Below are 26,434 nucleotides of genomic sequence, written 5' to 3'. Positions count from 1 at the left end.
GCTTCCAGGCGGGGCCCCGACCCCCATCGAGGGGCCTTTGCTCTGCTTCACCGGAGGCAACACTCGGAGCCCTCGGGTGTTGCCTCTGTTGAAGCAGAGCAAAGGACGTGGGGAGGGCATGGGCACCCGCCGCCACCGCAGCCGGCCGACGTCCCCGGTCCTACCCGGCCTGGTCACCGCGTTCGGCGTCCAGAGCGGCCACCCATCGCGGCGACCTCCTCTCCCGGAACGCCATGACCCCCTCGCGGCCCTCCTCGGAGAGGAAGTAGCCGGTCGAGAGCGCGGCGAGGCGGGCCAGGTCGCCACGCAGCTCGGCGGTGCCCGGCCGGCGCAGCAGATCCTTCGTGCCGGCCAGCGCCCCGGGCGCGCCACGGACCAGGGAGTCGCAGTAACCCCGCACCACGTCGTCCAGCTCCTGGGCCGGCACCGAGGCCGTCACCAGTCCGACCTCGACGGCCCGCCGCCCGTCGAAGGTGTTCCCGGTCAGGTACAGCTCGGCGGCGGCGCGGGGGTGCAGCCGGGGCAGCACGGTCGCCGAGATCACCGCCGGGATCACCCCGATGCGGACCTCGGTGAACGCGAACGTCGCCTCGTCGGCGCAGACCGCGAGATCGGCGGCTGCGATGAGGCCGAGTCCGCCGGCCCGCGCGGGCCCGGCGACCCGGGCCAGGATCGGCTTCGGGCACTCCCAGAGCGCCGCCAGCACGTCGCCCAGCATGCCGGCGGGCACGGTTCCGCTGGCGTACGCCGCGGCGGTCTCCTTCAGGTCCGCGCCGGAGCAGAAGACCGGCCCGGTGTGGTCGAGCACGATCACGCGGACCGCGTCGTCGGCCACCGCGTCCGTCAGCCCGGCCAGCAACTGGGTCATCAGGGCGGTGGAGAGCGCGTTGCGGTTGTGCGGGCTGTCCAGGGTGAGGGTGGTCACCCCACGGGCCGTGGCGACCCGCACGAGCACGTCGGGAGAGGTCATGCCGGGCACACTAGTGGCCATGCCCGGCGTCCTTCCAGATGGTGAGACCGTCCCCGTCGACGGATCGTTGCCCGCCACCGCTACCACGGCGGTCGGCGCGCGCGGCTTCGGCGTGTACGTCCACGTCCCGTTCTGTGCCAGTCGCTGCGGCTACTGCGACTTCAACACGTACACGGCCGCCGAGCTGGGTGGGGGCGCGAGCCGTGAGGCGTACGCCGAGACCGTGCTGGCCGAGCTGGCGCTCGCCGCCCGGGTGCTCGGCGACAACCCGCCACCCCGCGTCGACACCGTCTTCGTCGGTGGCGGCACGCCCACCCTGCTCCCCGCCGACGACCTGGCCCGCATCCTCGAGGGCATCGACCGCACCTGGGGGCTCGCCGCCGACGCCGAGGTGACCACCGAGGCGAATCCGGAGTCGGTCACCCCGGAGTCGTTGAAGCTGCTGCGGACGGCCGGCTACACCCGGATCTCGCTGGGCATGCAGTCCGCGTCGCCCGGTGTGCTGGCGATCCTCGACCGCAAGCACAGCGCCGGCCGGGCCACCGCCGCCGCCCGCGAGGCGCGCGAGGCCGGGTTCGACCACGTCAACCTGGACCTGATCTACGGCACGCCGGGGGAACGGGCCGAGGACTTCGCCGCCACCTTGGCGCAGGTCGTGGCCGCCGGGGTCGACCACGTCAGCGCGTACGCCCTCATCGTGGAGGACGGCACCCGGCTCGCCGCGCGGATGAAGCGCGGCGAGTTGCCGTACCCCAGTGACGACGTGGCGGCGGACCGCTACCTGGCGGCGGAGGCCGCCCTCGATGCGGCGGGCCTCTCCTGGTACGAGGTGTCCAACTGGGCGCGCACCGACGAGGCCCGGTGCCGGCACAACCTGCTCTACTGGACCGGCGCCGACTGGTGGGGCCTCGGCCCGGGCGCGCACAGCCACGTCGGCGGGGTGCGCTGGTGGAACGTGAAGCACCCCACCACGTACGCCCAGCGGCTGGCGGCCGGCGCGTCACCCGGCCTGGCCCGCGAGGTGCTGACCACGGACGAGGCGCACATGGAGGACGTGATGCTCCGGCTGCGGCTCGCCAGCGGACTGCCGCTGCGGGTGCTCGACGGCGCCGGTCGGGCCGGTGCCGCGCGGGCCCTCGCCGACGGTCTGCTGGACGCCGAGGGGTACGCGGCCGGACGGGCGGTCCTCACCCTGCGCGGCCGGCTGCTCGCCGACGCGGTCGTGCGGGACCTGCTGCCCTGAGCCGGACGCCCGCCCGGCCGGCGGCGGTGTGCCGGACCGGCCGGGGGAGCGGCCGGCCCGGATCACTTGATGAAGTTGGCGGAGAGCGGGTAGCGGTAGAGCTGCCCCTCGTTGGCCTTGATGCCGGCGAGGATGCCGCACACGGCCCCGAGCACGACGGCCGCCACGACGCCGATGAAGCCGATGACGATGCAGGACAGCACCCAGCCGACCAGGCCGACGATCGACCAGATGAGCTGGAAGTTGAGCGCCGACACGGCGTGCGCCCGGACGGTCGGGGACTGGCTGCCCCGGGCCAGCAACGCCACCAGCGGGGCGATCCAGCCGAGCACGCCAGCGCTGATGATCATCCCGGCCGCGCCGCCGAAGTGGGCGACGAGCGCCCAGGTCTTGTCCTCGTTGTTGGCGTAACCGCCGCCGGGGCCGCCGTACGCTCCGCCGGTCGGATACCCGCCAGTCGGGCCGCCCGGCGGGGGGTAACCACCGGGCGGGGGGTAACCGCCAGGTGGGGGGTAGTCGCCCTGCGGAGGGTAGCCGCCCGACGGCGGTTGGTCACCGGTGGGCGGCGGATAGTCACCGGCTGGGGGATAGCCGCCCGGGCCGGGCGCCCCGGACAGTGGTGCGGTGGGCGGCTCGGCCGACGAGGACGAGCCGGGGAGATTCGGCTCCGGCGGGTAGTTGCCGGGGTCTCCCGCGCCGGGAGGGCGAGGTGGTTCAGTCATGGTTGTCACGGTAGGTGCCGTTGGCAACGTCGCACCAGAGCGACATCGCCCTGCCGTCCGGGCCGATCGGCCCGCGCGGGATGTCACGGGCGTTCGTTGATCATCGCGTCGGCGGGCACGCCGACGTAGACTGGCACTCGTTACAGTCGAGTGCCAGGACGGTCCGTCGGCCCGGGTGGGCCGGCGGCCGACGTGCGACAGGAGGTGCGGAGGATGGGTCTGGACGACCGGAAACTCGCCGTGCTCCGCGCCATCGTCGAGGACTACGTCTCGACCCAGGAGCCGGTCGGCAGCAAGGCGCTGGTCGAGCGGCACCAGCTCGGGGTCTCCCCGGCGACGGTCCGCAACGACATGGCCGTGCTGGAGGAGGAGGGCTACATCCGGCAGCCGCACACCAGCGCCGGCCGAGTGCCCACCGACCGTGGCTACCGGCTCTTCGTCGACCGGCTGTCCCGGGTCAAGCCGCTCAGCCCGGCCGAACGCCGGGCCATCGAGCGCTTCCTCGTCGGGGCCGTCGACCTCGACGACGTGGTCCACCGCACCGTACGGCTGCTCGCCCAGTTGACCCGCCAGGTGGCCGTGGTGCAGTACCCGAGCCTCGCCCGCTCCTCGGTGCGACACCTGGAGCTGGTGCCGATCTCCACCACCCGGCTGATGCTCGTCATGATCGCCGACACCGGCCGGGTGGAGCAGCGGCTGGTGGAGCTGCCGGGGCCGGTGCCCGCCGACGACGTCACCGACCTGCGTCGCCTGGTCAACGAGAAGCTCGCCGGCGAGCGCATGTCGGACACCCCGCCGCTGGTGCAGGCGCTGGTGGAAGAGGCGCCGGTGCAGTTACGCCCGGCCATGACCACGCTCTCCACCGTCCTGCTGGAGACGCTCGTCGAGCGGCACGAGGAACGCATCGCCCTGGCCGGCACCGCCAACCTGACCCGGGGCGGTCTGCTCGACTTCCAGGGTTCGCTGCGGCCCATCCTGGAGGCGTTGGAGGAGGAGGTCGTGCTCCTCAAGCTCATCGGCGAGACCGAGCCCAGCACGACCCGGGTGCTGATCGGCGACGAGAACGAGTTCGACAACCTGCGTGCCGCCTCGGTGGTCAGCACCGGGTACGGCCCGGGGGCCACCATCGTGGGCGGCCTGGGAGTGCTGGGGCCGACCCGGATGGACTACCCCGGCAATATCGCCATGGTGCGCGCCGTGGCACGCTACGTGGGCGAGCTGCTGGCCCAGAACTGACCAGTCAGGGCCGACGGCCGGCTGCGGCCGCCGGTCGGCGCAACGCGAGACGAACATGAGGACACGGAACGCAGTGGCCAGGGACTACTACGGCATCCTCGGTGTCAGCCGGGAAGCCTCCGATGACGAGATCAAGCGTGCCTACCGCAAGCTGGCGCGCCAGTTCCACCCGGACGTCAATCCGGACCCGGAGGCCCAGGAGAAGTTCAAGGACATCAACGCCGCGTACGAGGTCCTCTCGGACGACCGGAAGCGGCAGATCGTCGACCTGGGTGGCGACCCGCTCGCCCCCGGCGGCGGGGGCGCGGGCGGCCCGGGTGGTCCGGGGGGAGCCGGCCCGTTCGTCGGTTTCCAGGACATCATGGACGCGTTCTTCGGTGGCGCCGCGGGCGGCGCCGGCCGTGGGCCGCGTCCACGGACCCGACCGGGCGCGTACGCGATCCTGCGCCTCGAACTGGACCTGCACGAGACGGCGTTCGGCGTCGAGGCCCCGATCACCGTCGACACCGCCGTGCTCTGCACCACCTGCTCGGGCGCCGGCACCGCGGCCGGTACCCACCTGGCCACCTGTGAGGCGTGCGCCGGCCGGGGCGAGGTGCAGTCGGTGCAGCGCACCTTCCTCGGCCAGGTGGTCTCGGCCCGGCCGTGCACCGTCTGCCAGGGCTACGGCACCACCATCCCGCACCCCTGCCCGACCTGCGCCGGCGACGGCCGGGTACGCACCCGCCGGTCGCTCACCGTCAAGATCCCGGCCGGGGTCGAGGACGGCATGCGGATCCGGCTGGCCCAGCAGGGTGAGGTGGGCCCGGGCGGTGGCACCGCCGGCGACCTCTACGTCGAGATCCACGAGCGTCCGCACGACGTCTACTCCCGCAAGGGTGACGACCTGCACTGCCGCGTCACCGTGCCGATGACCGCCGCCGCGCTGGGCACCCGGCTCACCATCAAGACGCTGGACAGCGAGGAGACCGTCGACGTCAAGGCCGGCACCCAGCCGGCCAGCACGTTGCGACTGCGCGCCCGGGGCGTACCGCACCTGCGCGGCACCGGCCGGGGTGACCTCTACGTGCACCTGGACGTCCGGACGCCCACCAAGCTCGACCCCGACCAGGAGAAGATGCTGCGCGACTTCGCCAAGACCCGGGGCGAGGAGGTCGCCGAGCTGACCAAGCAGGGCGGCTTCTTCTCCCGGATGCGCGACGCGTTCAACGGGCACGCCTGAGGTGTCGGCGCCGCTGTTCCTGGTGGACGCGCTGCCCATCGGTGACGCGCTGACCCTGGACGGCCCGGAGGGGCACCACGCCGCCACCGTGCAGCGGCTGCGCGTCGGCGAGGAGTTGCTGCTCGCCGACGGTCGGGGCGGCACGGCCGCCGCCGTGGTCACCGCCGTCGGCCGGGGCAGCTTGGAGGTCGCCGTCACCTCCCGGGGGTACGCGGACGCGCCCGTACCCCGGATCGTCACCGTGCAGGGCATCGCCAAGGGCGACCGGGGCGAGCTGGCCGTGCAGGCGATGACCGAGGTCGGGGTGGACGAGATCGTGCCCTGGGCGGCGTCGCGCTCGGTGGCCCAGTGGCGCGGCGACCGGGGCGTACGCGCACGCGAGAAGTGGGTCGCCACCGCCCGCGAGGCGGCGAAACAGGCCCGTCGGCCCTGGCTGCCCGTCGTGGCCGGAGCGCCGGACGAATCCACCGCCACGGTCGCCCGCCGGATCGCCGGGGCCGCCGCCGGGTTCATCCTGCACGAGGAGGCCGAGGAGCCGTTGACCGGCGTCGACCTGCCGTCGGGCGGGGAGATCGTCCTCGTGGTCGGCCCGGAGGGCGGCATCGACCGGGCCGAGCTGACGGCCTTCCGTGAGGCCGGTGGCCGGCCGGTACGCCTCGGGCCGGAGGTGCTGCGTACCTCCACGGCCGGCGTGGCCGCGCTCAGCGTGCTCGCCACCCGCCTCGGCCGCTGGTAGTTCCACCTTCCGCCGCGGCGGGCCGCCGTGCGTGCCCGCTCGCCGTGTTCGGCCGTCGCGTTCGGTTCCCGGCAACCTCGTCGGCGTCCTTTGCTCTGCTTCAGCGGAGGCAACAGTTTCGACCCTCGAGTGTTGCCGTGATGGAAGCAGAGCAAAGGAGGCGATGAGTGGCCCGGAGGCCAGGGGCCCGAAGGCCGTGCTCGGCCGCGAGCTGCGCCGGGAGCGGGCGGTCAGCTGCGCAGGTAGGACGCGCCGTTGAGGTCGACGATCGTGCCGGAGGCCCACTCGGCCTCGGGCGAGGCCAGCCAGTGCACCGCGGCCGCGATCTCCTCCGGGCGGGCCACCCGGTCGAACGGGCTCTGCGCCCGGATCGCCGCGCCCCGCTCGCCGCGCAGGTGCTCGGTCGTCATGTCGGTCGCCACGAAACCCGGCGCCACCGTGGCGACCGTGATGCCGTACGGCGCGAGCGCCACGGCGAGGGACTGACCGAGCGCGTTCAGCCCCGCCTTGCTGGCGCCGTACGCCGGCTGCTCCGGCTCGCCCCGGAACGCGCCGCGGGAGGACACGTTGACGATCCGGCCACCCCGCTCGCGCAGGTGCTGGGCGGCGCACCAGATCACGTTCCCCGCACCGGTCAGGTTGGTCTCCAGCACCTGCCGCCAGCGAGCCTGCCACTCCTCGTACGAGGTGCCGAAGATCGGGTGCGGGACGTCCCGGTCGCCGTACGTGCCGGCGTTGTTGACCAGCACGTCCAGGCCACCGAGCTGCTCGGCGGCCCGGTCGACCATGCTGCGGACCGCGTCCGGGTCGGTGAGGTCGGCGCGGACCACCACGTGCCCCGACCCGGGCAGCCCGGCGCGTAGTGCCTCGGCCGCCTCGGCGGAGTCGCGGTGGTGGATCGCCACCCGGTCCCCACTGGCGGCGAACGCCTCCACCACCGCCCGGCCGATGCCGCGCGAGGATCCCGTCACCAGAACCGCCCGATCCGTCATGCCGGCCATCCTGCCCCAGAACCCCCAGATGAAAGGAAGGGCCCCTTCCTATACCTCAGGCGTTAGCAAGGTGCCCTTCCTTACACTGCCCCGATGGGATCCGACTGCCTGTTCTGCCGCATCGTCGCCGGGGAGATCCCGGCCACCGTGGTCCGCGAGACCGACACCACGCTCGCCTTCCGCGACATCGACCCGAAGGCGCCGGTGCACGTCCTGGTCATTCCGAAGGAGCACTACGCCGACGTGGCCACCCTCGCCGAGGGTGACCCAGCGCTGGCCGGGGCGGTGCTGGCCACGGCCGCCGAGGTGGCCGAGGACGAGGGGCTGCTCGGCGACGGGTTCCGGCTGATGTTCAACACCGGGGCGTACGGCGGGCAGGAGGTGTTCCACGCGCACGCCCACCTGCTCGGCGGCGCGCCACTCGGCCCGATGCTCGCCCGAGATCTGACCTGACGGCCGGCCCGACGCTCTGCCAGGATCGGCGGATGGCCAACGTCTGGTCCGGTGTGACGATCGATTGCCTCGACCCCGAGCGGGTAGCCCGATTCTGGAGTGGCCTGCTCGGTCGCGAGCCCGGTCCGTCCCAGGACGGTTGGGTCTACCTCGGTGAACGTGGTGAGCCTCAGCCACGGTTGGTGTTCCAGCCGGTCTCGGAGGCCAGGACCGGCAAGGTACGGATCCACCTCGACATCTCCGTCGACCGGATCGACGAGGCCATGGCCCTGGTCGTCGATCTCGGTGGTCGGTACACCGGCGAGCGGCACGACTACGACGAGGGCGTGGTTGTCGTCATGGCTGACCCGGAGGACCACGAGTTCTGCCTGGTCCAGTACTACCGCTGACGGCCCGTCACGCCCTGTTGACGCTTCGATGTCCGACGCAGTAACGTCCGAGCCGATCGATTCGATTTCCGAAGCAGTCGGGGGAGTCGTGAGGGGATTGCGCACCACCCTGTGCGAACGGCTGGGCATCGGGCTGCCGATCATCCAGGCACCGGTGGGTTCGGCTGCGGGACCGGACCTGGCCGCAGCCGTATCCGAGGCCGGCGGCCTCGGCATGTTGGCGTTGACCTGGCAGAGCCCCGAGCAGGCGCGCCGCACCATCCGGCGAACTCGGGAGCTCACCACGAGACCGTTCGGCGCGAACCTGGTTCTCGATTTTCCGGTGGACGACCAGCTGGCGGTCTGCCTGGAAGAGGGAGTGCCGATCATCTCCACCTTCTGGGGAGACCCGTCGCCGGTGAATGGCCGCATCCGCGAGGCGGCCGCGCTGCATCTGCACACGGTCGGCGAGGTCGCCGAAGCGGTCCACGCGGTCGCCGGCGGCGTGCACGTCGTCGTGGCGCAGGGCTGGGAGGCCGGCGGTCATGTCTGCGGCAGCACGTCCACGATGGCCCTGGTGCCCGCCGTCGTCGACGCGGTCGGCCCCGTACCCGTGGTTGCCGCCGGTGGGATCGCGGACGGCCGGGGGGTCGCGGCGGCGCTGGCGCTCGGCGCCCAGGGCGTCATGCTGGGCACCCGTTTCCTGGCTGCCGCTGAGGCTGCCACGCATGAGGTGTATCGGCGGCAGCTGATCACCGCCGCCGGCGTGGACGCCGTGTACACCCGGTGCTTCGACGGCGGCTGGCCGCACGCGCCGCACCGCGCGTTGCGCAACGCGACCCTCCGCCGATGGGAGGCCGCCGGCTCGCCGCAGGCACCGCATCGGCCCGGCGAGGGCGATGTCGTGGCGGTGGACGCGGCCGAGAGGAGCCACTATCGGTACGGGGATCTGATGCCACTGCCCGACATGACGGGCGACCTGGACGACATGGCGCTGTACGCGGGTCAGTCGGTTCACCTCGTCCACGAGGTCCTCCCCGCCGCCCGGCTGGTCCACGACATGGCCGTACAGGCGGCCACCACGGTCGGCGTTCTGCACGACCTGGTGGTGTGATGGCTCAAGGGCCACACCAGCTGCACGACATCGGCACGGGCGTTGCCGACAAGGCGGTGTTGTTCGACGTCGACGGTGTGCTCGTCGATTCGTACCCTGCCTACCGCCGGATCTGGAGCCGATGGGCGACGCAACGCAACCTCGACCCTGACCTGGTCTGGTCACACACCCATGGCCGCCGGCCCGTCGACACCATCGCGGTCGTTGCACCGCAGCTCGATGCCGAAGCGGAATACCGGCTGGTCCGCGACATCATGGCCGACGAGGGCGACGCTTTTCCCGTGTATCCCGATGCCGCCGCGGTATTGCGTCTGCTGACGGGCCGGCGGTGGGGCGTCGTCACCTCCGGCCGAGCTCCGACGGTGCTGCACCGCCTGCTCGTAGGCGGTTTACCCAATCCTCCCGTGCTGGTCGACAGCGGCCACGTCCGGCTCGGCAAACCCGATCCAGAGGGCTACCTGCAAGCGGCGCGGTTACTCCACCTCCCGACGTCCGACTGCTTGGTGATCGAGGACGCCCCCGCAGGCATCGAAGCAGCCCGAGCCGCAGGCATGACAGTGATCGCCGTACGCACCACCCATCCCGACGACGAACTCGCCGGCGCACACCACCGCGTCGACACCCTCGGCGACACCATCCCCCTCATCACCGACTGGCTGGACAGGGCGCACCCGTGAACGACGTAGTCTGGCCGGAGATTACGGTTGTCGATGCGTGCGTGCGGCGCGACGGTCGGGGTGGCAGCCCCACTGCCGTCACCGACGACGACCCGGCGGCGACGGACCCCGACCGGTGCGCGGTGGCTGCTGCGGCCGGCACCTCGCACGCGGCGATCGTCGGCCCGGGGCGGACGCGGGACGGCGCCTGGCCGGTCCGGTTCTTCACCGCCGCCGGTGAGCTGTCCGGCTGCGGCCATGGCACCGTTGCCGCGCAGGCCGTCCGGTTGACCCGCACCGGGGGCGCTGAGCTCACCGATCGCCAACGCACCGGCGGGCGCACTTTCGACACCGTCGCGATCCGCCGCCCCGGCGGCATCGAGGTGTGGTTCGACCAGGGACCCGTCGCACTGCGTCACCCGGCACCGCACGAGCGGGCCGCGATCGTCGACGCGCTCGGGCTCAGGGCGGACGATCCGCATCCGGACGACGTGCCACGGATCGCGGTGCCCGGCGCACCGCGCATGCTGGTACCGGTCCGCGACCGGTCGGCGCTGGTCCGAGTCCGCCCACACCTCGGCGGACTGGCTGCGGCGTGCCGGCGGTACGGGCTCCTCGGCTGTTTCGTCTACGTACCCCCGATGGGCGACCAACCGGGTGCGGCGCGGATGTTCGCGCCGGCCATCGGCGTCGACGAGGACGTCGCCAACGCCAACAGCACCGGCTGCCTCGCCGCCCACCTGCTCGACTCGACCGGGGCACAGGCGGTCGCGATCGAGGTGGAGCAGGGTGACACCCTCGGTCGACCGGCCAGCGTGCTCGCTTCGGCCCGACGGGGGCCGGCGGGCATCACGACGCGGGTCGGCGGGTTGGCGGTCGTCCGCGACGGTGACTGAGGCGACGAATCAACGCACTGGACGCTGCCGTATCGGACATCGAGCATCAAGAGGGGCGCAAAGGCGATGACGGTACCCAGGCCCGGCCAGCCGGTACGCGGATCGGGTACCGGGCGACCCCTCATGGCCGCCCTCGACCTGTTCGGCCGCCGGTGGAACCTGCGCATCGTCTGGGAGTTGCAGCACGGGCCGCTCGGGTTCCGCGCGTTGCAGCAGCGCTGCGACAACATGTCCTCAAGCGTCCTGCGGCAGCGGCTGACCGAACTGCTCGACGCCCAGCTCGTCGCCCAGCAGCCGGACACGGCCTACCTGCTCACCGACCTGGGGCGCGGCGCCTACCAGGCGTTGCGCCCGCTCGTCCGCTGGTCCCACGCGTGGGCCTCGGCCCTGAGCGAGGACGCGGAAACCGAACCCCCGAATCACCGCCCCTGACGCTTCTTGACCGCAGGTCGCGAGTTGATCGCGGCCAGCGGAAATGGGCGCGATGCGGCCCGCGTTGACCCGATACGATGGGTGTAACGTCCGCACGCCGTGCCAGCTGGGCCGGCGCCGAGATTGAGAGCAGGTGCGCAGGGCCCCTCGGCCCGACCTATGACTGGCACCCCACCTCCCGGCCCGCCCCGGGTGCAGACCAGGATCACCGTGCCCGACCCCAAGATCATGGTCAATCTGCTGGGCGCGGGTGACGAGATCCTGCGCCTCGTCGAACGCTCGGTCGCCAGTGACGTGCACGTCCGCGGCAACGAGATCACCATCACCGGCGCTCCCGCCGACAACGCCCTCGCCGAGCGGGTCTTCAGTGAGCTGCTCGAACTCATCGAGAAAGGCGAGACCCTGACCAGTGACGCCGTCCGGCGTACCGTCGGCATGCTCGAGCAGGGCAGCGCCGAGCGGCCCGCCGAGGTCCTGACCCTCGACATCCTCTCCCGCCGTGGGCGCACCATCCGCCCGAAGACGCTCGGGCAGAAGCGGTACGTCGACGCGATCGACTCGCACACCATCGTCTTCGGCATCGGCCCGGCTGGTACCGGCAAGACGTACCTGGCCATGGCGAAGGCCGTCCAGGCGTTGCAGGCGAAGCAGGTCAACCGGATCATCCTGACCCGGCCGGCGGTCGAGGCCGGCGAGCGGCTGGGCTTCCTGCCCGGCACGCTCAACGAGAAGATCGACCCGTACCTGCGCCCGCTCTACGACGCGCTGCACGACATGATCGACCCGGAGTCGATCCCGAAGCTGATGGCCGCCGGCACGATCGAGGTCGCCCCGCTGGCGTACATGCGCGGTAGGACCCTCAACGACGCGTTCATCATCCTGGACGAGGCGCAGAACACCACGCCCGAGCAGATGAAGATGTTCCTCACCCGGCTCGGCTTCAACTCCAAGATCGTCGTGACGGGTGACATCACCCAGGTGGACCTTCCCGGCGGGACCAGCAGCGGGCTGCGGGTCGTCCGGGAGATCCTGGGAAACGTCGACGACGTGCACTTCGCCCAGTTGTCCAGCTCCGACGTGGTGCGTCACCGGCTGGTCGGGGAGATCGTCGACGCGTACGCCCGCTGGGACGCCGAACGGGAGAACCAGCAGGCGCAGGGCGTCCATGCCGTACCCGGGCGACCCGCCCAGGGCGGCCGGGCCGGCCGCCGCCGCTAAAGCAGAGGAAAGCAGTTGTCCATCGAGATCGCCAACGAGTCCGGTGTCGACGTCGACACCGACGCCGTGCTCGCCGTCGCCCGGCACGCCCTCGACGAGATGGGGGTCAACCCCCTCGCCGAGCTGTCCGTGCTGCTGGTCGACATCGACTACATGACCGAGCTGAACCACCGCTGGATGGGCGGGGACGGCCCCACCGACGTCCTCGCCTTCCCGATGGACGAGGGGAGCGTCGACCACGGTCCGGGCGAGAGCGCCCCGGCCGGCGGCGAACCGGCCCTGCTCGGCGACATCGTGCTCTGCCCCGAGGTGGCGGCCAAGCAGGCCGCGACCGCCGGGCACGCCCCGGCCGACGAGCTGCACCTGCTCACCGTGCACGGGGTGCTGCACCTGCTCGGGTACGACCACGCGGAGCCGGAGGAGGAACGGGAGATGTTCGGCCTCCAGGCGCGACTGCTGACGAGCTGGCGGTCGACCCGTACCCCGTGATGTCCACGTCTGTGTTACTGGCGGTCGGCCCCACGGCCGGCCTTCCCGACCTGCAACTGATCGTCTTCGCGGCCGGCCTGGTAGTGCTGGCCGGTGTGATCGCGATGACCGAGGCGGCGCTCGCCGCGGTCTCGCCGGCCCGGGCCGCCGAACTGGCCCGGGACGGCGTGCGCGGCGCCCGTACCCTCCAGGTCGTGGCCGGGGACGTCGTCCGGCACCTCAACCTTTTGCTGTTGTTGCGGTTGCTCGCCGAGCTGACCGCCACCACGCTGGTGGCGCTGGTCGCGGTGGACAGCTTCGGCGCGGGCTGGCGGGCCGCGCTGGTCACCGCGGGCGCGATGACGGTGGTCAGCTTCGTGGTGGTCGGTGTCGCCCCGCGCACCATCGGCCGGCAACACGCGTACGCCGTGGGCCGGGCGGTCGCGCCGCTGGTCCGCTGGCTGGGCCGCGCGCTCAACCCGCTCGCGTCGCTGCTCATCCTGATCGGCAACGCGGTCACCCCGGGGCGCGGCTTCCGAGAGGGGCCGTTCGCCAGCCAGGTGGAGCTGCGTGAGCTGGTCGACCTCGCCGAGCAGCGTGGCGTCGTGGAGCACGGCGAGCGCCAGATGATCCACTCGGTCTTCGCGCTCGGCGACACCATCGCCCGCGAGGTGATGGTGCCGCGCACCGAGATGGTGTGGATCGAGGAGGGCAAGACCCTGGCCCAGGCGCTGGTGCTCTTCCTGCGCTCGGGTTTCTCCCGCATCCCGGTCATCGGCGAGAGCGTCGACGACGTACTCGGGGTGCTCTACCTCAAGGACCTGATCCGCCGGTCGCGCGGCGGCGATCCGGGCGCCGAGCAGGTGCCGGTGGCCGAGCTGATGCGCCCGGCGACCTTCGTGCCGGAGTCCAAGCCGGTCGACGACCTGCTGTCGGAGATGCAGGCGGCACGCAACCACCTGGTCATCGTGGTCGACGAGTACGGCGGCACCGGTGGCCTCGTCACCATCGAGGACATCCTGGAGGAGATCGTCGGTGAGATCACCGACGAGTACGATGTCGAACGCCCGCCGGTCGAGCGCCTCGCGGACTCCTCGGTGCGGGTCACGGCCCGCCTGCCGGTGGAGAACCTGGGCGAGCTGTTCGACACCGACCTGCCCACCGATGAGGTGGAGACGGTCGGTGGTCTGCTCGCCCAGTCGCTGGGGCGGGTGCCGATCCCCGGAGCGGAGGTCGAGGTGGCCGGTCTCCGGCTGGTCGCCGAGGGCACCACCGGTCGACGCAACCGGATCGACACCGTCCTGGTGAGCAGGGTGGAGTCGGGCGACACGCAGGACGCCACCGGGCGCGGCGACCACGCCGGTCCCGGCAGCGACCCGAACCACTACCGAGACGACGAGAGGCAAGCCGCCGATGCCTGAGACACCCGCCGCGCCCACCGCCCGGCCCACCCCGGCGCGCCGGCGCCGCTGAGCGCCGAGGACGGCAAGCTCGTCGTCCTGGCCCGGGGCGCCCGTGCGCGGGTCGGTGCCGTGGAGGGCGCCGCGGTCCGGGATCAGGACGGTCGGACGTACGCGGCGGCGAGCGTGACGCTGCCCTCGCTGACCCTCACCGCGCTGCAATTGGCGGTGGCCTCGGCGGTCGCCGCCGGGGCGAGTCGGCTGGAGGCGGCGGCGGTGGTGACCGAGGCGTCGACGCTGGACGGCGCGGGGCACGCGGTGGTGCGTGACCTCGCCCCGGACGCGCCGATCCACGTCGCCGCCCCGGACGGCACGGTCCTCGGCACGGTGACCGAGTGAGCCCGGTGCGCGACCCGGAGGCCCGCCCGTACCGGGCCGGGTTCGGCTGTTTCGTCGGCCGGCCCAACGCGGGAAAGTCCACCCTGACCAATGCGATCGTCGGCACCAAGATCGCGATCACGTCGAACAAGCCGCAGACCACCCGGCACGTCATCCGGGCGGTGCTGCACCGCCCGGAGTCGCAGCTGGTCCTGGTGGACACGCCGGGCCTGCACCGACCCCGTACGCTGCTCGGCGAGCGCCTCAACGACCTGGTCCGCTCCACCTGGACCGAGGTCGACGTCATCGGCCTGTGCATCCCGGCGGACGAGCCGGTCGGGCGCGGTGACCGGTTCATCACGGGCGAGCTGGCCGAGCTGAAGGCGACCGTGCTGGCGGTCGTCACCAAGACCGACCTGGTGGACAAGCGCCGGTTGGCCGAGCAGTTGCTCGCGGTTAGCGAGCTGGGAGAGTTCGCCGAAATCGTGCCGGTGAGCGCGGTCTCCGGGCACCAGGTGGACACCCTCGTCGACGTGATGACGAAGTACCTGCCGCCGTCGCCGCAGCTCTACCCGGACGACATGCTGACCGACGACCCGGAGCAGGTGCTGGTCGCGGAGCTGATCCGGGAGGCGGCCCTGGAAGGGGTGCGCGACGAGTTGCCGCACTCCATCGCCGTGGTCGTGGAGGAGATGATCCCCGAGGGTCAGGTCATGAAGATCTACGCCGACCTGTACGTGGAGCGGCCCAGCCAGAAGGCCATCGTGCTCGGTCACAAGGCGAGCCGGCTCAAGGAGGTCGGGACCAACGCCCGCCGTCAGATCGAGGAGCTGCTCGGCTCGCGGGTCTACCTGGACCTGCACGTCCGGGTCGCGAAGGACTGGCAGCGCGACCCACGGCAGTTGCGCAAGCTGGGTTTCTGAGGCGTCGTTTGGCTCGTGGGTCGGGCCGGGTAGGGGAGAGGGCAACCCCCGCGCCCCCGATCCAGATGCAGGCTGATGCGCAACAGATATCTCGATCTGCTCCGTTTCCTGGCCATCGTCCGAGTCGTCGTCTACCACGTCACCGGGTGGGCGACCCTCACCCTGGTGTTCCCCGCCATGTCGGTGATGTTCGCGCTGGCCGGCTCGCTGATGGCCGCCTCGCTGGACCGGTCCGGCCCGGCGGCGGTCCTCCGTCGGCTGCGCCGCCTGCTGCCGTCGTTGTGGGTGGTGGCGGTGGTCTTCGTGCCGGCCATGCTGTTCACCGGGATGACGCTGTCCCCACGGGTGCTGCTGTGGCTGTTCCCGATCGCCGACCCACCGGCCAACAACTGGGGCGCCCTGGCGCTGAGCGTCATCTGGTACCTGCGCGACTACCTCTGGTTCGTGCTCGCCTCACCGGTCGCGTTCTGGCTGTTCCGGCGAGCCCCGCTGCCCACCCTGCTCGCCCCGTACCTGCTGCTGGTGACCATCGAGGTGGGCATCTACCCGGCGCCGGCGGTCGTGCGCGAGTTCGGGCTGTACTTCGGCGCGTGGGTGCTGGGCTTCGCCCACCACGCCGGGATGCTGCGCCGCCTCACCGGCCGGGTGCTGTACCCGCTCGCGCTGGCCCTCGCCGTCGTCGGCGGGGCCTGGATCGTCACGCATCCCGGCCCACGGGGGTACGACCTCAACGACAACCACCTGGGCAACGCCGTCTGGTCGGCCGCGTTCATCCTGGTCGTCCTGGGCCGGGCGCCGGCCGGGGTGGCCTGGCTGTCGCGCAGCCGGTTGGCCGACCAGGCGCTGACCGTGGTCAACCGGCGGGCGCTCACCATCTACCTCTGGCACATGCCGTTCGTGGTGGCGCTCACCCCGCTCGTCGACGTGGTCGGCTGGTCCCACCAGGATCCGGTGGGACTGGCGGTACGGGTGCTGCTGGTCTTCGCGCTGGTCGGTCTGGTCACCCTGGCCGTCGGCTGGGTCGAGGACGTCGCCGCCCGCCGCCGCCCGGAACTGGTTCCCGTCGGCTCGCCGGCCGTCTCCGGCAACGGCGGGACGGATCGGCGTGCGGTCGGCGAGACCGTGGGGCCGGCCACCGTGCCGGCGCAGCGGCTGCCCACCGAGGCGGCGACGGTCGAGATCAACGCTGGCTGATGGTGACGTCGCCGCTGCCGGCCGAGCCGTCGAGCACCAGGGACGCCGCCGGGTCGTCCGCCACGGTGATCCGCGCGTCGCCGGAGCCGGTGCTGGAGCGGACCCGGTAGCTGCCTGCCGGTACGAGCACGCTGACGTCCCCGCTGGAGGCATGCGCCCGCGCCGAGGTCGGCGTCTCCAACTCGATGGTCACGTTGCCCGAGCCGGCCTCGGCGTCCGTCGCGCCGGCCACCCGGCGGGCGCTGACGTCGCCGGAGCCGGCCCGCAGCCGTACCGTCGAATCGGCCTCGCTCAGGTCGATGTTGCCCGAGCCGGTCTCCACGTCGAGCGACCCCGTGACCTCGGTGATCCGCACGTCACCCGAGCCCAGCCGCAGCTTCACCGCGCCCACCTTGGTCAGCTCGACGTCGCCCGAGCCGCTGTCGCCCTGCACGCTCACGCCCGCCGGCACGGTCACCTCGTACGAGACGCTGCACCGGTCACCGCAGTCGGTGTTCAACACCAACTCGCTGTCCTTGATCTCGTACCGCGCCTTGGGCTCGCCGCCCTGGTAGCGGACCACCCGCTTGATCCGCGCCTCGCCCGCCGGGCCGGTGCCTCGAATGATCACGTCCCCGGAGCCCCCGTCCACCCGGATGGTGGTGATCTTCACCGGCTCGGTGTCGTCGTAGTCGAGCCGACGGAACGACAGGTTGTCGCACCCGGCCAGCAGGATGAGGGCGGTGGACAACGCCAACGCGACGGGCGCGGCGGCGCGGCGACGACGGACGGCGGTGCTCTGGTGCGGTGCCATGGCCAGCACGCTACGGGCGGTCGCCGGCCCGGCACATCGGGGTTCATCCTCGCGTCCACCCCGAAGCGACCCTGATTTCACACCCCGAGGGAGAATGGTCCGATGGCCGGGTACCGCCGACAGCTCTACCGCGACGACGCGGTGGTGCTGCGCGTGCAGAAGCTCGGCGAGTCCGACCGGATCATCACCCTGCTGACCCGCCGGCACGGCCGACTGCGGGCGGTCGCCCGGGGGGTCCGGCGCACCATGAGCAAGTTCGGCGCCCGCCTGGAGCCGTTCGGTCACATCGACCTGCAACTCGCCGGTGACCCCAAGGGCAACCACGGCAGCTCGCTGCACACGGTCAGCCAGGTCGAGGGCATCGACCTGTACGGCAAGCGGTTCCTCGGCGACTACCCCCGCTACACGGCGGCCAGCGCGATCGCCGAGACCGCCGAGCGGCTGACACCCGTCGAGCGGGAACCCTCGCTGCGGCTGTTCCAGCTCACCGTGGGGGCGTTGAAGGCGCTGTCCCGGGGCGAGCACGACACCACCCTCGTGCTCGACGCGTACCTGCTGCGGGGGATGGCCCTCGCCGGCTGGGCGCCGGCGCTGACCGCCTGTGCCGTCTGCGGCACCCCCGGGCGGCACCGCGCGTTCTCCGTGCCGGCCGGCGGCGCGGTCTGCCCGGACTGCCGGCCGCCGGGCGCGGCCCACCCCGCGCCGGCCACCATCGACCTGATGTCCGCGCTGACCACCGGCGACTGGGTGGTCGCCGATGCCACCGACACCGGGGTACGACGGGAGTGCAGCGGCCTGGTGGCGGCGCACCTCCAGTGGCACCTGGAACGCGCGTTACGCTCGCTGCCGCTGGTCGACCGGAGCACCACCCCGGTCGCCGGTACGGTCCCGCCGCCGGGTGGCGGTGGGGCGGGGATGCTCCGCCCACGCGGTGACGTCGGGTCCGGGGCTGCGATGCTCCGGCCGGGCGGTGACGTGGGGTCCGGGGCTGCGATGCTCCGGCCGGGCGGTGACGCCGGTTCCGGAGCGGACGGCACGAGCAAGGAGAGAGCCGAGTGATCCGATCGACGAGGTCCGGTCGGCGCGAGCCGACGCCACCGACGCCCCACCCGTCCGGAGCCCGGCCGCCGGCGCTGCCCGCGGGGGCGGTGCCCAAGCATGTGGCCATCGTGATGGACGGCAACGGTCGGTGGGCCAAGGACCGTGGTCTGCCCCGCACCAAGGGGCACGAGGCGGGGGAACACAGCCTCTTCGACACGATCGAGGGCGCCATCGAGATGGGCATCCCCTACCTGTCGGCGTACGCCTTCTCCACCGAGAACTGGCGGCGCTCGCCCGACGAGGTCCGGTTCCTCATGGGGTTCAACCGGGACGTCATCCGTCGACGCCGTGACCAGTTGGTCGACCTGGGCGTCCGGGTGGTCTGGTCGGGGCGCCCGGGGCGGTTGTGGAAGAGCGTCATCTCCGAGCTGCAGACCGCCGAGGAGATGTCCCGCGACAACTCGACGCTCACCCTGCAGTTCTGCGTCAACTACGGCGGGCACGCCGAGATCGGTGACGCCGCCGCCGCGATCGCCCGGGACGTCGCGGCCGGTCGACTGGACCCGGCGAAGGTCACCGAGAAGACCATCGCGAAGTACCTCTACCACCCGGAGATCCCGGACGTGGACCTGTTCCTGCGTCCCTCCGGCGAGGAGCGGATCTCCAACTTCCTGCTCTGGCAGACCGCGTACGCCGAGTTGGTCTTCCTCGACACGCTCTGGCCCGACTTCGACCGCCGCCACCTCTGGTACGCGTGCGAGCTGTACGCCCAGCGGGACCGGCGCTTCGGGGGCGCGCTGCCCAATCCGGTGGCTCCGACGGCCTGAGCGAGGCTTACCCACACGTCACGCTGGGTATCAGGAACGTCAGGAGCCAATGACGGAGGTGAACCCACATGATCCAGAAGCGCATTGCCCAGTGGGCGGTGATGGCCGTCGCGGCGCCACTGGCCGCGGCCGGCGCGCGTCGACTCAGCCACACCCTGGAGGCCCGCCGTGGTCCCTCCGGGGCGACCCGGCTGCTGACGAGGGGCGCGGACCTGATCCGCCCGCAGAAAGCCAAGCGTCGCCGGTTCTGGTAACGCCACCCACCCACCCCAGCGCCGCCTCGCGCTGACCGTGCGAGGCGCCGCCTCGCCATGCACCCCACCGGTCCGTCTTCCGTCCCCGGATGACGGACCGGCTGCGTCACCCCGCCCCGCGCCGCCCCCGCCCCGCGCCGCCCCCGCCCCGCGCCGCCCCCGCCCCGCGCCGCCCCCGCCCCGCGCCGCCCCCGCCCCGCCCCGCGCCGCCCCCGCCCCGCGCCGCCCCCGCCCCGCGCCGCCCCCGCCCCGCGCCGCCCCCGCCCCGCGCCGCCCCCGCCCCGCGCCGCCCCCGCCCCGCGCCGCCCCCGCCCCGCGCCGCCCCCGCCCCGCGCCGCCCCCGCCCCGCGCCGCCCCCGCCCCGCGCCGCCCCCGCCCCGCGCCGCCCCCGCCCCGCGCCGCCCCCGCCCCGCGCCGCCCCCGCCCCGCGCCGCCCCCGCCCCGCGCCGCCCCCGCCCCGCCGATCTTGCACTTTCGGTGGTGACGAAAGGCGTATAACCGGACCGATCGACCACCATAAGTGCAAGATCGGCGGGGCGGGCCGGGGCGGGGCGGGGTGGGGTGGGGTGGGGCGCGTGGGTGGGGATTGGTGGGTTTTGGGTTTTGGGGCTTGGAGGGGTGGGGGTCGGTAGGGTTCGACAAGGGGGAGCGGGAACTGTCGGGTGGGGGTGGGTGTGCGGGATCTGCGGTACAAGATGATCATGGCGTTGAACGCGGCCGACCTGGGCGACCCGATCTGCGAGCAGGTCGCCGAGATCTGTGCCGAGATCGCCGAGCAGCACTGCGCCGAGTTCGGTCACACGCCCGCGCTGCGCACCGGTGAGATCGCCGAACTGGCCACCGGAGAGCCGGCCCTGACCTGGGCGCCGTCGATCCCCGACGCCGGGCAGCGTGCCTGGTGACCGCACCCGCCCCGACGGTCGACGTACGCCGCGCCGAGGATCGCTTCGCCACCCGGATCTCCTGGCTGGACTCGAAGCACTCCTTCTCGTTCTCCCGACACTACGACCCGGCCAACACCCACCACGGGCTGCTGCTGGTCAACAACGACGACGTGGTCCGGCCGGGCGCCGGCTTCGAGACCCACCCGCACCAGGACATGGAGATCGTCACCTGGGTGCTGCGGGGTTCACTCGTACATCAGGACTCCACCGGCCACTCCGGGGTGATCTATCCGGGCCTGGCGCAGCGGATGAGCGCCGGCACCGGCATCCTGCACTCGGAGAAGAACGACGCCTGGCGCCTGGACAACCAGCAGCCGCACAGCGACCCCGTGCACTTCGTGCAGATGTGGGTGCTCCCCGACGAGCAGGGTGTCGACCCCGGCTACGAACAGTTGGAGATCGAGGACGAGTTGCTGCGCGGCGGCCTGGTGCCGATCGCCTCCGGAAGGGACCGCTACGACGGCGCGTCCGCCATCCGGATCCGCAACCGGTACGCGACCCTGCACGCCGCCCGCCTCCGCCCCGGCGACGAGGTCACCATCCCGGACGCGCCCTTCGTGCACGTGTACGTGCCCGACGGCACGGTCACCCTGGAGGGCAGCGGTCCACTCGGCACCGGCGACGCGGCGAGGCTCACCATGACCGGCGGTCGACGGGTCACCGCCGACGAGCCGGCGGAGATCCTCGTCTGGGAGATGCACGCCACCGTCGCCTGAGCGCTCGCGCTGCCTCGCACGATCGCGCCCGAACATGGATGTAGTGGCCTCCCGGCGGCGGAAGGCCACTACATCATGGTTGGAGCGCGATCATGCCCGCGTCGTCAGGCCGGGGACTCCGTCTTGTCGCCGGCCCAGGTGGTGTGGAACGAGCCCTCGCGGTCCACGCGCTGGTAGGTGTGCGCGCCGAAGTTGTCCCGCAGGCCCTGGATCAGCGCGGCGGGGAGCCGCTCGGCCCGCAGCGCGTCGAAGTACGCGAGCGACGACGAGAACGCCGGCGTCGGCACACCCGCCTGCGTCGCGTCGGCCACCACCCGCCGCCAGCTCGGCACGCCCGCGCTGACCGCCTCGGCGAAGTACGGCGCCACCAGCAGCGTCGGCAGGTCGGGCTGCTCGTCGTACGCCTCGCGGATCCGGTTCAGGAAGCGGGCCCGGATGATGCAGCCACCCCGCCAGATGGTCGCCGTACCGCCCAGGTCGATGTCCCAGTTGAACTCGCTGCTGCCGGCCCGGATGTGGTCGAAACCCTGGGCGTACGCGACGATCTTGGAAGCGAGCAGCGCCCGGCGGACGTCCTCGACGAACGCGTCCCGGTCGGCCACCTGCCACTTCTCACCGGCGTCCGGGAAGGCCCGGCGGGCCGCCTCGCGCTGGTCGACGTGCCCGGACAGCGAGCGCGCGAACGTCGCCTCGGCGATCCCGGTGATCGGAATGCCCAGGTCCAGGGCGCTCTGCACGGTCCACCGGCCGGTGCCCTTCTGCTCGGCCCGGTCCTGCACGATGTCGACGAACGCCCGGCCGGTCGCCGCGTCGGTGTGCGCCAACACGTCGGCGGTGATCTCGATGAGGAACGACTCCAGCTCGCCGCTGTTCCACTCGCGGAAGATCTCGGCGATCTCCGCCGGGGTGACGTCCAGCCCGGCCCGCAGCAGGTCGTACGCCTCGGCGATGAGCTGCATGTCGGCGTACTCGATGCCGTTGTGCACCATCTTGACGAAGTGCCCGGCGCCGTCCGGCCCGACGTGCGTGCAGCACGGCACACCGTCCACCTGGGCGGCGATCTTCTCGAACATCGGCCCGAGCTTCGCGTACGACTCGGTCGAGCCACCCGGCATGATGCTCGGGCCGAGCAGCGCGCCCTCCTCGCCGCCGGAGACGCCGGTGCCGCTGAAGTGCAGCCCCTGCGCGCGCAGCGACTCCTCCCGCCGGCGGGTGTCGGCGAAGTGGGCGTTGCCACAGTCGACGATGATGTCGCCCTCGTCCAGCAGCGGCACCAACTCGTCGATGACCGCGTCGGTGGGCGCACCGGCCTTGACCATCACGATCACCGCGCGGGGTCGTTCCAGCGACGCCACGAAGTCGGCCATCGACTCACCGGGCACGAAGGTGCCCTCGTCGCCGTGCTCCGCGACGAGGCTGCGGGTGCGTTCCGGGGACCGGTTGTGCACCGCCACGGTGAAGCCGTTGCGGGCCAGGTTGCGGGCCAGGTTCCGGCCCATCACCGCCAGCCCGGTCACGCCGATCTGCGCTGTCGCCTGCTGAGCCATTCGTGCCGCCACCTCTCGCCGTCGAACTGTCCCTGCGACGGTATCGCGGCATCCGGCCTCACGGGCAGGTCGTCCCACGGCGGGTCACTACCTGGTCGCGGCCCGTCCGTCCACCGCGTCCACCGGCGGACCGAGGTACCCGCTCACCCCTGGGCCAGTCGTTCCTCCACACGCGCCACCTTCCCGGTGAGCGCATCGGTGACTCCGGGCCGGACGTCGGCCTTGAGAACGACGCTCACCCGGGGCGCCTGCGCGGCCACCACGTCGACGGCCCGCTTGACCACCGCCATCACCTCGTCCCACTCGCCCTCGACGGTGGTGAACATGGCGTCGGTCCGGTTCGGCAGCCCGGACTCGCGGACCACCCGTACCGCCTCTGCCACGAGGTCGCCCACGGAGTCGCCGCCGCCCAGCGGGGTGATCGAGAACGCGATCAGCATCTGCCGATCGTGCCAGTAAATTCGGATGCGCGTCTGCCCAGCCGGTGGTTAGGGTTCCGGCATGCGTAACTGACGCCCCACTTCCGAGCCGGTCCGCCGCCCCGCGTCGCGGTCCGTGCGCTCCCGGGCGTCGCGCGTCTCCCTCCCCGCCGTTCGACGGCGTCGAGCCTGCCTGATCCCCGGTGAGCAGTCCCTTCCCACCCAACCGTCGCGCCGCGACGGTCACCAGCCGACCCGACCGACCGCCGGAGCGCGGGAACGGCCGGGACGGTCAGCACCGAAGGAGGCCCGGATGCCCGCCAGGCGTAACCCGAGAAAGTCCCGTACCCCGAAGACAACGCCGCCCGGAAAGATCCCGGCGGCCGACCACGGTCCGGTGGCCGGGGATGGCCCGGCGGCTGGTCGCGGCCCGACCCTGCCGACCCGCCCCGATGTCGCGGTCGAGCCGGCGCTGCCGGCGGCCCTGGTCGAGCCCGTGCCACTGGCAGCGCTGGTTGAGCCCCTGCCACTGGCGGCGGCGTTGGTCGACCCGGCGGCTACCGGCGAGCCGCTCCGGCCGGGAGCTGTCCCGGCCGACGCGGCGCTACCTGTCGACGTGCCGGCGGCTGTCGACGCGCCAGCGGTGGAGGATCTGCGCACGCCGGCCAGCCGACCCTCGGCACCGACGGCCGGACCGCCCACGGGCGCGGGCAACCGCTCGGCCGGCGGCCGTAGCCAGCCGGCCGGGCAGACCCGCCGCTACGCCTTCCGGCGTAGCTGACCGAGCCGTTGCGCCCGCGCGGGCGCACGATTCGGTGACGACAACTTCAGGGATGTAGTGGCCTCGCCAGTGTGGGAGGCCACTACATCCCTGAAGTTGCGCGGATCTTGCCAGCGGCCGGGCGCACGGGGACACAGCGCGCCTGGGCCTTGGCGCGCGACCGGCCTGGCGTGTGGCCGGTGTCAGCCGAGTAGGGGGCGGAAGGTTCCGGCCAGGATGCTCGTCGTCAGGGCCGCGCCGGCCAGCGCCGCCGCGCCGACGACCAGCAGCGTGTCGGCGAGCCGGAAGCGTTGCCGGCGAGCCACGGTACGGGGTGTGCCGGCGTCGAACCCGCGCGCGTCCATCGCGACGGCCAGCCGGGTGCCTCGGCGGATCGCCCCGACCAGCAGTGCGAACGCCGTGGACGCGAAGAGTCGTAGCTTGGCCACCGGGTTGCGTCCCGCGTCGACGCCGCGGGCCCGGCGGGCCATGCTGATCATCTGCCACTCCTGCCCGAGCAGCGGCACGAGCCGGAACGCGGCCAGCGCCCCGATGGCGAACCGCGCCGGCGCCTTCGCGTTCTGGATCAGCGCGTCCGCCAGGTCGGTCGGGTCGGTGGTGGCGAAGACGATCACCCCGGGCAGGGCCACCGCGAAGATCCGCAGCACCAGGCCGAGAGCGGTGAGCAGCACGCCGGTACTCACCAGCACCGGCCCGGCGTGCAGCAGGACGCGGCCGGACTGGTCGGCGGCGAAGAGCACCAGCGTGACCAGAATGCCGACGGCGCTGAGCAGCAGCGGCAGCGCCCGCCGGGCCAGTACCCGGTAGCGCAGGCCGAACAGCGGCAGCACGGCGAGTTCTACGGCGATGGCGACCGCGGGCGCCACCGGGTCGAGCGTGGCCAGCAGGGCGAACGAGAAGACCAGCGCGGCGGCGAGCTTCGCCACCGGGTTCCGGCGGGCCAGCGGTGCTCCGGGCCGGGCGACCGGCTCGATGCTGATCATGGGCGTGGCTCCTGTTCGGCGCTGCGGCGTCGGTAGCGGCGCGCCGCCGCGTTCACGATCGCTCCGAGGTGACGGTTGCGCGCCGCCGCGCTCACGACCGCTCCAGGGTGACGGTGCGGTCGGCGAGCGCGGCGACGAAGTCCGGGTCGTGGGTGACGCTGACGACGCCGTGCCCGGCGTCGCGCAGGTCGGCGAAGAGGTCGACCAGCTCGCCCCAGGTCCGCCGGTCCTGGCCGAAGGTGGGTTCGTCGCAGATCAGCAGGCGTGGCGCGGTGGCCAGGGCCGTCGCCACGCTGAGGCGTCGCGCCTCCCCACCGGAGAGGGTGTACGGGTTGGCCGCCGCGAGCCGGGTCAGTCGTAACCGCTCGAGTAGTCCGGCCACCGTCTCCTTGACCGCTGCCTCGGGTTGACCCGTCCGGCGTGGGCCGAGCGCCAGCTCGTCGAAGACGGTGCCGGTGACGAACTGGTGCTCCGGGTCCTGAAAGACCGACCCGATGCGCCGCGCCAGCGTGGGCGCGCGCCAGCGGTGCGGGGGAGTGCGATGGTGGACGCCGGCCAGCTCGGCCGAGGCGGTGACCCGGCCGGTGCCCGGTTTGAGCAGCCCGCCGAGCAGCAGCGCCAGGGTCGACTTGCCGGCACCGTTCGGTCCTCGTACGGCGAGGGCCTCTCCGGCGCGTACCGTCAGATCGGTGGGCCCCAGCCGCGACGGCAGGCCGAGCCGGTCGGCGGTGAGCAGCACGTCGCCGGCGGCGGCGGTGGCCCGGCGCGGCGCGATGGGGTGACCGGGCACCCAGACGCCCTCGGCGGCGAGGGCGTCGCCGTGCGTGGCGAAGACCGCGTCGGGTGGCCCGTCCGCGCGGATGCCGCCGCCAGGCTCCAGGACGACCACCCGGTCGACCAGCGGCAACGCCTCGGCCACCCGGTGTTCGACGAGGATCAGGGTGGTGTCGGCGTCCAGCGCGCCCGCCACGGCGCCCCGGACCAGGGCGGCGCCGTCCGGGTCGAGGTTGGCGGTCGGCTCGTCGAGCTGCAGCAGGCCGGGCCGCAGCGCCAGCGCGCCGGCCAGGGCGAGGCGCTGCTGCTCGCCGCCGGAGAGGGCGGCCGTGTTGCGGTCGCGGGGGTACGGGAAGCCGACGCGCCGCAGCGCCTCGTCGACGCGCGGCCAGATCTCATCCGTGGGTACGCCCCGGTTCTCCAACCCGAACGCGACGTCGTCGCCGCTGCGTGCCATGACCAACTGGGTCTGCGGGTCCTGAAAGACGATGCCGACCCGTTCCCGGCCCTTGCGCGGGTCGAGCCCGTCGATCTCGACGGTGCCCTCCTGCTCACCGGAGTCCTCCGGGAGCAGCCCGGCGAGCGCGGCGAGCAGGGTGCTCTTGCCGGCCCCGGAGGGCCCGAGCAGCAGCACTCGCTCCCCGTCCTCCACCCGGAGATCAACCCCGCGCAGCGCCCAGGCCCGCCGCCCGGCGTGCCGCCACCCAAAATCCCGCAGCAGTACCCCCACAACC

At 72.8% G+C, this 26,434-nt stretch carries 29 protein-coding genes and 1 pseudogene; 22 read left to right on the top strand and 8 right to left on the bottom strand.

Annotated elements, in window-relative coordinates; translation table 11 throughout:
* Nucleotides 1-160: 160 nt before the first annotated feature.
* Nucleotides 161-970 carry an enoyl-CoA hydratase-related protein gene (locus ACQP0N_RS26020; protein ID WP_433114835.1) on the bottom strand — a complete coding sequence of 270 codons (810 nt, stop codon included), beginning with the start codon at nucleotides 968-970 and terminating at the stop codon, nucleotides 161-163.
* A gap of 19 nt (nucleotides 971-989) precedes the next feature.
* Here ACQP0N_RS26020 and hemW point away from each other — a divergent pair, with 19 nt between their 5' ends.
* Nucleotides 990-2,213, top strand: a complete 1,224-nt coding sequence (gene hemW, locus ACQP0N_RS26015) for a radical SAM family heme chaperone HemW (protein ID WP_433121821.1) — start codon at nucleotides 990-992, stop codon at nucleotides 2,211-2,213.
* Nucleotides 2,214-2,275: 62 nt separating this feature from the next.
* Here the strand turns inward: hemW and ACQP0N_RS26010 are convergent, their stop codons facing one another.
* Entirely contained in the window at nucleotides 2,276-2,935 is a 660-nt protein-coding gene (locus tag ACQP0N_RS26010; RefSeq protein WP_433114833.1) for a DUF4870 domain-containing protein, read from the bottom strand.
* Nucleotides 2,936-3,148: 213 nt separating this feature from the next.
* Here ACQP0N_RS26010 and hrcA point away from each other — a divergent pair, with 213 nt between their 5' ends.
* The 3 genes from hrcA (at nucleotide 3,149) to ACQP0N_RS25995 (ending at nucleotide 6,129) form a co-directional block, all read left to right on the top strand.
* The gene (gene hrcA / locus ACQP0N_RS26005; protein ID WP_355053206.1) at nucleotides 3,149-4,171 is read left to right on the top strand and encodes a heat-inducible transcriptional repressor HrcA; all 1,023 of its coding nucleotides are present in this window, start codon (nucleotides 3,149-3,151) and stop codon (nucleotides 4,169-4,171) included.
* Nucleotides 4,172-4,244: 73 nt separating this feature from the next.
* On the top strand, nucleotides 4,245-5,393 hold the full coding sequence (gene dnaJ / locus ACQP0N_RS26000; RefSeq protein WP_433121819.1) for a molecular chaperone DnaJ: 1,149 nt from the start codon (nucleotides 4,245-4,247) through the stop codon (nucleotides 5,391-5,393).
* 1 nt (nucleotide 5,394) lies between these two features.
* Nucleotides 5,395-6,129, top strand: a complete 735-nt coding sequence (locus ACQP0N_RS25995; protein WP_433114831.1) for a 16S rRNA (uracil(1498)-N(3))-methyltransferase — start codon at nucleotides 5,395-5,397, stop codon at nucleotides 6,127-6,129.
* Between the two features lie 230 nt (nucleotides 6,130-6,359).
* On the opposite strand, the gene ACQP0N_RS25990 is transcribed toward ACQP0N_RS25995, so the two are convergent.
* A complete protein-coding gene (locus ACQP0N_RS25990; RefSeq protein WP_433114829.1) occupies nucleotides 6,360-7,121 on the bottom strand; it encodes an SDR family NAD(P)-dependent oxidoreductase in 762 nt (253 codons plus the stop codon).
* 93 nt (nucleotides 7,122-7,214) lie between these two features.
* On the opposite strand from ACQP0N_RS25990, the gene ACQP0N_RS25985 reads away from it, so the two are divergent.
* The 12 genes and pseudogenes from ACQP0N_RS25985 to ACQP0N_RS25930 all read left to right on the top strand — a co-directional run bounded on the left by ACQP0N_RS25985 (nucleotide 7,215) and on the right by ACQP0N_RS25930 (nucleotide 16,621).
* Nucleotides 7,215-7,574 carry a histidine triad nucleotide-binding protein gene (locus tag ACQP0N_RS25985; protein ID WP_433114827.1) on the top strand — a complete coding sequence of 120 codons (360 nt, stop codon included), beginning with the start codon at nucleotides 7,215-7,217 and terminating at the stop codon, nucleotides 7,572-7,574.
* Between the two features lie 32 nt (nucleotides 7,575-7,606).
* On the top strand, nucleotides 7,607-7,963 hold the full coding sequence (locus ACQP0N_RS25980; RefSeq protein WP_433114825.1) for a VOC family protein: 357 nt from the start codon (nucleotides 7,607-7,609) through the stop codon (nucleotides 7,961-7,963).
* Nucleotides 7,964-8,051: 88 nt separating this feature from the next.
* Complete coding sequence (locus tag ACQP0N_RS25975) at nucleotides 8,052-9,056, top strand: NAD(P)H-dependent flavin oxidoreductase (RefSeq protein WP_433114823.1); 1,005 nt, start codon at nucleotides 8,052-8,054, stop codon at nucleotides 9,054-9,056.
* A complete protein-coding gene (locus tag ACQP0N_RS25970) occupies nucleotides 9,056-9,733 on the top strand; it encodes an HAD-IA family hydrolase (protein ID WP_433114821.1) in 678 nt (225 codons plus the stop codon). The genes ACQP0N_RS25975 and ACQP0N_RS25970 overlap by 1 nt, the downstream gene beginning before the upstream one ends.
* A 41-nt stretch (nucleotides 9,734-9,774) precedes the next feature.
* Nucleotides 9,775-10,608, top strand: a complete 834-nt coding sequence (locus ACQP0N_RS25965; RefSeq protein WP_433114819.1) for a PhzF family phenazine biosynthesis protein — start codon at nucleotides 9,775-9,777, stop codon at nucleotides 10,606-10,608.
* Nucleotides 10,609-10,674: 66 nt separating this feature from the next.
* A complete protein-coding gene (locus ACQP0N_RS25960; protein WP_433114817.1) occupies nucleotides 10,675-11,040 on the top strand; it encodes a winged helix-turn-helix transcriptional regulator in 366 nt (121 codons plus the stop codon).
* A gap of 159 nt (nucleotides 11,041-11,199) precedes the next feature.
* Complete coding sequence (locus tag ACQP0N_RS25955; RefSeq protein WP_433114815.1) at nucleotides 11,200-12,258, top strand: PhoH family protein; 1,059 nt, start codon at nucleotides 11,200-11,202, stop codon at nucleotides 12,256-12,258.
* 15 nt (nucleotides 12,259-12,273) lie between these two features.
* Nucleotides 12,274-12,747, top strand: a complete 474-nt coding sequence (gene ybeY, locus ACQP0N_RS25950; protein ID WP_433114813.1) for an rRNA maturation RNase YbeY — start codon at nucleotides 12,274-12,276, stop codon at nucleotides 12,745-12,747.
* Entirely contained in the window at nucleotides 12,723-14,147 is a 1,425-nt protein-coding gene (locus ACQP0N_RS25945; protein ID WP_355053232.1) for a hemolysin family protein, read from the top strand. Before ybeY ends, ACQP0N_RS25945 begins: the two co-directional genes overlap by 25 nt.
* Nucleotides 14,140-14,525: pseudogene (locus ACQP0N_RS25940) on the top strand (cytidine deaminase). The gene ACQP0N_RS25945 and the pseudogene ACQP0N_RS25940 overlap by 8 nt, the downstream one beginning before the upstream one ends.
* Before the next feature lie 5 nt (nucleotides 14,526-14,530).
* Entirely contained in the window at nucleotides 14,531-15,427 is an 897-nt protein-coding gene (gene era / locus ACQP0N_RS25935; RefSeq protein ID WP_433121817.1) for a GTPase Era, read from the top strand.
* 75 nt (nucleotides 15,428-15,502) lie between these two features.
* Nucleotides 15,503-16,621, top strand: coding sequence for an acyltransferase family protein (locus tag ACQP0N_RS25930; RefSeq protein ID WP_433114811.1), 1,119 nt, complete (start codon nucleotides 15,503-15,505; stop codon nucleotides 16,619-16,621).
* On the opposite strand, the gene ACQP0N_RS25925 is transcribed toward ACQP0N_RS25930, so the two are convergent.
* Nucleotides 16,608-17,414 carry a DUF4097 family beta strand repeat-containing protein gene (locus ACQP0N_RS25925; RefSeq protein WP_433114810.1) on the bottom strand — a complete coding sequence of 269 codons (807 nt, stop codon included), beginning with the start codon at nucleotides 17,412-17,414 and terminating at the stop codon, nucleotides 16,608-16,610. The genes ACQP0N_RS25930 and ACQP0N_RS25925 overlap by 14 nt on opposite strands.
* A gap of 102 nt (nucleotides 17,415-17,516) precedes the next feature.
* On the opposite strand from ACQP0N_RS25925, the gene recO reads away from it, so the two are divergent.
* From recO to ACQP0N_RS25900, 5 genes are all read left to right on the top strand, one after another.
* A complete protein-coding gene (gene recO, locus ACQP0N_RS25920) occupies nucleotides 17,517-18,473 on the top strand; it encodes a DNA repair protein RecO (RefSeq protein WP_433114808.1) in 957 nt (318 codons plus the stop codon).
* Entirely contained in the window at nucleotides 18,470-19,282 is an 813-nt protein-coding gene (locus ACQP0N_RS25915) for an isoprenyl transferase (RefSeq protein ID WP_355053221.1), read from the top strand. Before recO ends, ACQP0N_RS25915 begins: the two co-directional genes overlap by 4 nt.
* A 68-nt stretch (nucleotides 19,283-19,350) precedes the next feature.
* The gene (locus ACQP0N_RS25910) at nucleotides 19,351-19,536 is read left to right on the top strand and encodes a hypothetical protein (RefSeq protein WP_357133257.1); all 186 of its coding nucleotides are present in this window, start codon (nucleotides 19,351-19,353) and stop codon (nucleotides 19,534-19,536) included.
* A 701-nt stretch (nucleotides 19,537-20,237) separates the two neighbouring features.
* A complete protein-coding gene (locus ACQP0N_RS25905; RefSeq protein ID WP_357133259.1) occupies nucleotides 20,238-20,438 on the top strand; it encodes a thioredoxin reductase in 201 nt (66 codons plus the stop codon).
* A complete protein-coding gene (locus tag ACQP0N_RS25900) occupies nucleotides 20,435-21,196 on the top strand; it encodes a pirin family protein (RefSeq protein ID WP_433114805.1) in 762 nt (253 codons plus the stop codon). The genes ACQP0N_RS25905 and ACQP0N_RS25900 overlap by 4 nt, the downstream gene beginning before the upstream one ends.
* 104 nt (nucleotides 21,197-21,300) lie before the next feature.
* Here the strand turns inward: ACQP0N_RS25900 and gndA are convergent, their stop codons facing one another.
* On the bottom strand, nucleotides 21,301-22,743 hold the full coding sequence (gene gndA / locus ACQP0N_RS25895) for an NADP-dependent phosphogluconate dehydrogenase (RefSeq protein ID WP_433114803.1): 1,443 nt from the start codon (nucleotides 22,741-22,743) through the stop codon (nucleotides 21,301-21,303).
* 143 nt (nucleotides 22,744-22,886) lie between these two features.
* Complete coding sequence (locus ACQP0N_RS25890; RefSeq protein WP_355053226.1) at nucleotides 22,887-23,183, bottom strand: MTH1187 family thiamine-binding protein; 297 nt, start codon at nucleotides 23,181-23,183, stop codon at nucleotides 22,887-22,889.
* A 292-nt stretch (nucleotides 23,184-23,475) separates the two neighbouring features.
* Between ACQP0N_RS25890 and ACQP0N_RS25885 the strand changes: the two genes are divergently transcribed.
* Nucleotides 23,476-23,943 (top strand): hypothetical protein, encoded by a 468-nt coding sequence (locus ACQP0N_RS25885; RefSeq protein WP_433114799.1) that lies wholly within the window; start codon nucleotides 23,476-23,478, stop codon nucleotides 23,941-23,943.
* Nucleotides 23,944-24,125: 182 nt separating this feature from the next.
* On the opposite strand, the gene ACQP0N_RS25880 is transcribed toward ACQP0N_RS25885, so the two are convergent.
* Both ACQP0N_RS25880 and ACQP0N_RS25875 read right to left on the bottom strand, forming a co-directional pair.
* Entirely contained in the window at nucleotides 24,126-24,926 is an 801-nt protein-coding gene (locus ACQP0N_RS25880) for an energy-coupling factor transporter transmembrane component T family protein (protein ID WP_433114798.1), read from the bottom strand.
* A 91-nt stretch (nucleotides 24,927-25,017) separates the two neighbouring features.
* Nucleotides 25,018-26,430, bottom strand: a complete 1,413-nt coding sequence (locus ACQP0N_RS25875; RefSeq protein WP_433114796.1) for an ABC transporter ATP-binding protein — start codon at nucleotides 26,428-26,430, stop codon at nucleotides 25,018-25,020.
* Between the last annotated feature and the right edge of the window lie 4 nt (nucleotides 26,431-26,434).

It is taken from the genome of Micromonospora sp. CA-246542, from assembly GCF_050942905.1.
Classification (GTDB): domain Bacteria; phylum Actinomycetota; class Actinomycetes; order Mycobacteriales; family Micromonosporaceae; genus Micromonospora.
The sequence above is the reverse complement of the archived record's forward strand: the minus strand, read 5'-3'. Positions and strand labels throughout refer to the sequence as shown.

Excerpts from the sequence above, each read along its gene's own strand:
- hrcA (WP_355053206.1), top strand. The coding sequence starts at position 3,149 with ATGGGTCTGGACGACCGGAAACTCGCCGTGCTCCGCGCCATCGTCGAG.
- ACQP0N_RS25910 (WP_357133257.1), top strand. The coding sequence starts at position 19,351 with ATGATCCAGAAGCGCATTGCCCAGTGGGCGGTGATGGCCGTCGCGGCG.
- ACQP0N_RS25885 (WP_433114799.1), top strand. The coding sequence starts at position 23,476 with ATGCCCGCCAGGCGTAACCCGAGAAAGTCCCGTACCCCGAAGACAACG.
- ACQP0N_RS25925 (WP_433114810.1), bottom strand. The coding sequence starts at position 17,414 with ATGGCACCGCACCAGAGCACCGCCGTCCGTCGTCGCCGCGCCGCCGCG.
- ACQP0N_RS25985 (WP_433114827.1), top strand. The coding sequence starts at position 7,215 with ATGGGATCCGACTGCCTGTTCTGCCGCATCGTCGCCGGGGAGATCCCG.
- ACQP0N_RS25890 (WP_355053226.1), bottom strand. The coding sequence starts at position 23,183 with ATGCTGATCGCGTTCTCGATCACCCCGCTGGGCGGCGGCGACTCCGTG.
- hemW (WP_433121821.1), top strand. The coding sequence starts at position 990 with ATGCCCGGCGTCCTTCCAGATGGTGAGACCGTCCCCGTCGACGGATCG.
- ACQP0N_RS26020 (WP_433114835.1), bottom strand. The coding sequence starts at position 970 with ATGACCTCTCCCGACGTGCTCGTGCGGGTCGCCACGGCCCGTGGGGTG.
- ACQP0N_RS25970 (WP_433114821.1), top strand. The coding sequence starts at position 9,056 with ATGGCTCAAGGGCCACACCAGCTGCACGACATCGGCACGGGCGTTGCC.
- ACQP0N_RS25930 (WP_433114811.1), top strand. The coding sequence starts at position 15,503 with ATGCGCAACAGATATCTCGATCTGCTCCGTTTCCTGGCCATCGTCCGA.
- ACQP0N_RS25990 (WP_433114829.1), bottom strand. The coding sequence starts at position 7,121 with ATGACGGATCGGGCGGTTCTGGTGACGGGATCCTCGCGCGGCATCGGC.
- ACQP0N_RS25905 (WP_357133259.1), top strand. The coding sequence starts at position 20,238 with ATGGCGTTGAACGCGGCCGACCTGGGCGACCCGATCTGCGAGCAGGTC.
- gndA (WP_433114803.1), bottom strand. The coding sequence starts at position 22,743 with ATGGCTCAGCAGGCGACAGCGCAGATCGGCGTGACCGGGCTGGCGGTG.
- ACQP0N_RS26010 (WP_433114833.1), bottom strand. The coding sequence starts at position 2,935 with ATGACTGAACCACCTCGCCCTCCCGGCGCGGGAGACCCCGGCAACTAC.
- ACQP0N_RS25880 (WP_433114798.1), bottom strand. The coding sequence starts at position 24,926 with ATGATCAGCATCGAGCCGGTCGCCCGGCCCGGAGCACCGCTGGCCCGC.
- recO (WP_433114808.1), top strand. The coding sequence starts at position 17,517 with ATGGCCGGGTACCGCCGACAGCTCTACCGCGACGACGCGGTGGTGCTG.
- ACQP0N_RS25980 (WP_433114825.1), top strand. The coding sequence starts at position 7,607 with ATGGCCAACGTCTGGTCCGGTGTGACGATCGATTGCCTCGACCCCGAG.
- ACQP0N_RS25960 (WP_433114817.1), top strand. The coding sequence starts at position 10,675 with ATGACGGTACCCAGGCCCGGCCAGCCGGTACGCGGATCGGGTACCGGG.
- ACQP0N_RS25955 (WP_433114815.1), top strand. The coding sequence starts at position 11,200 with ATGACTGGCACCCCACCTCCCGGCCCGCCCCGGGTGCAGACCAGGATC.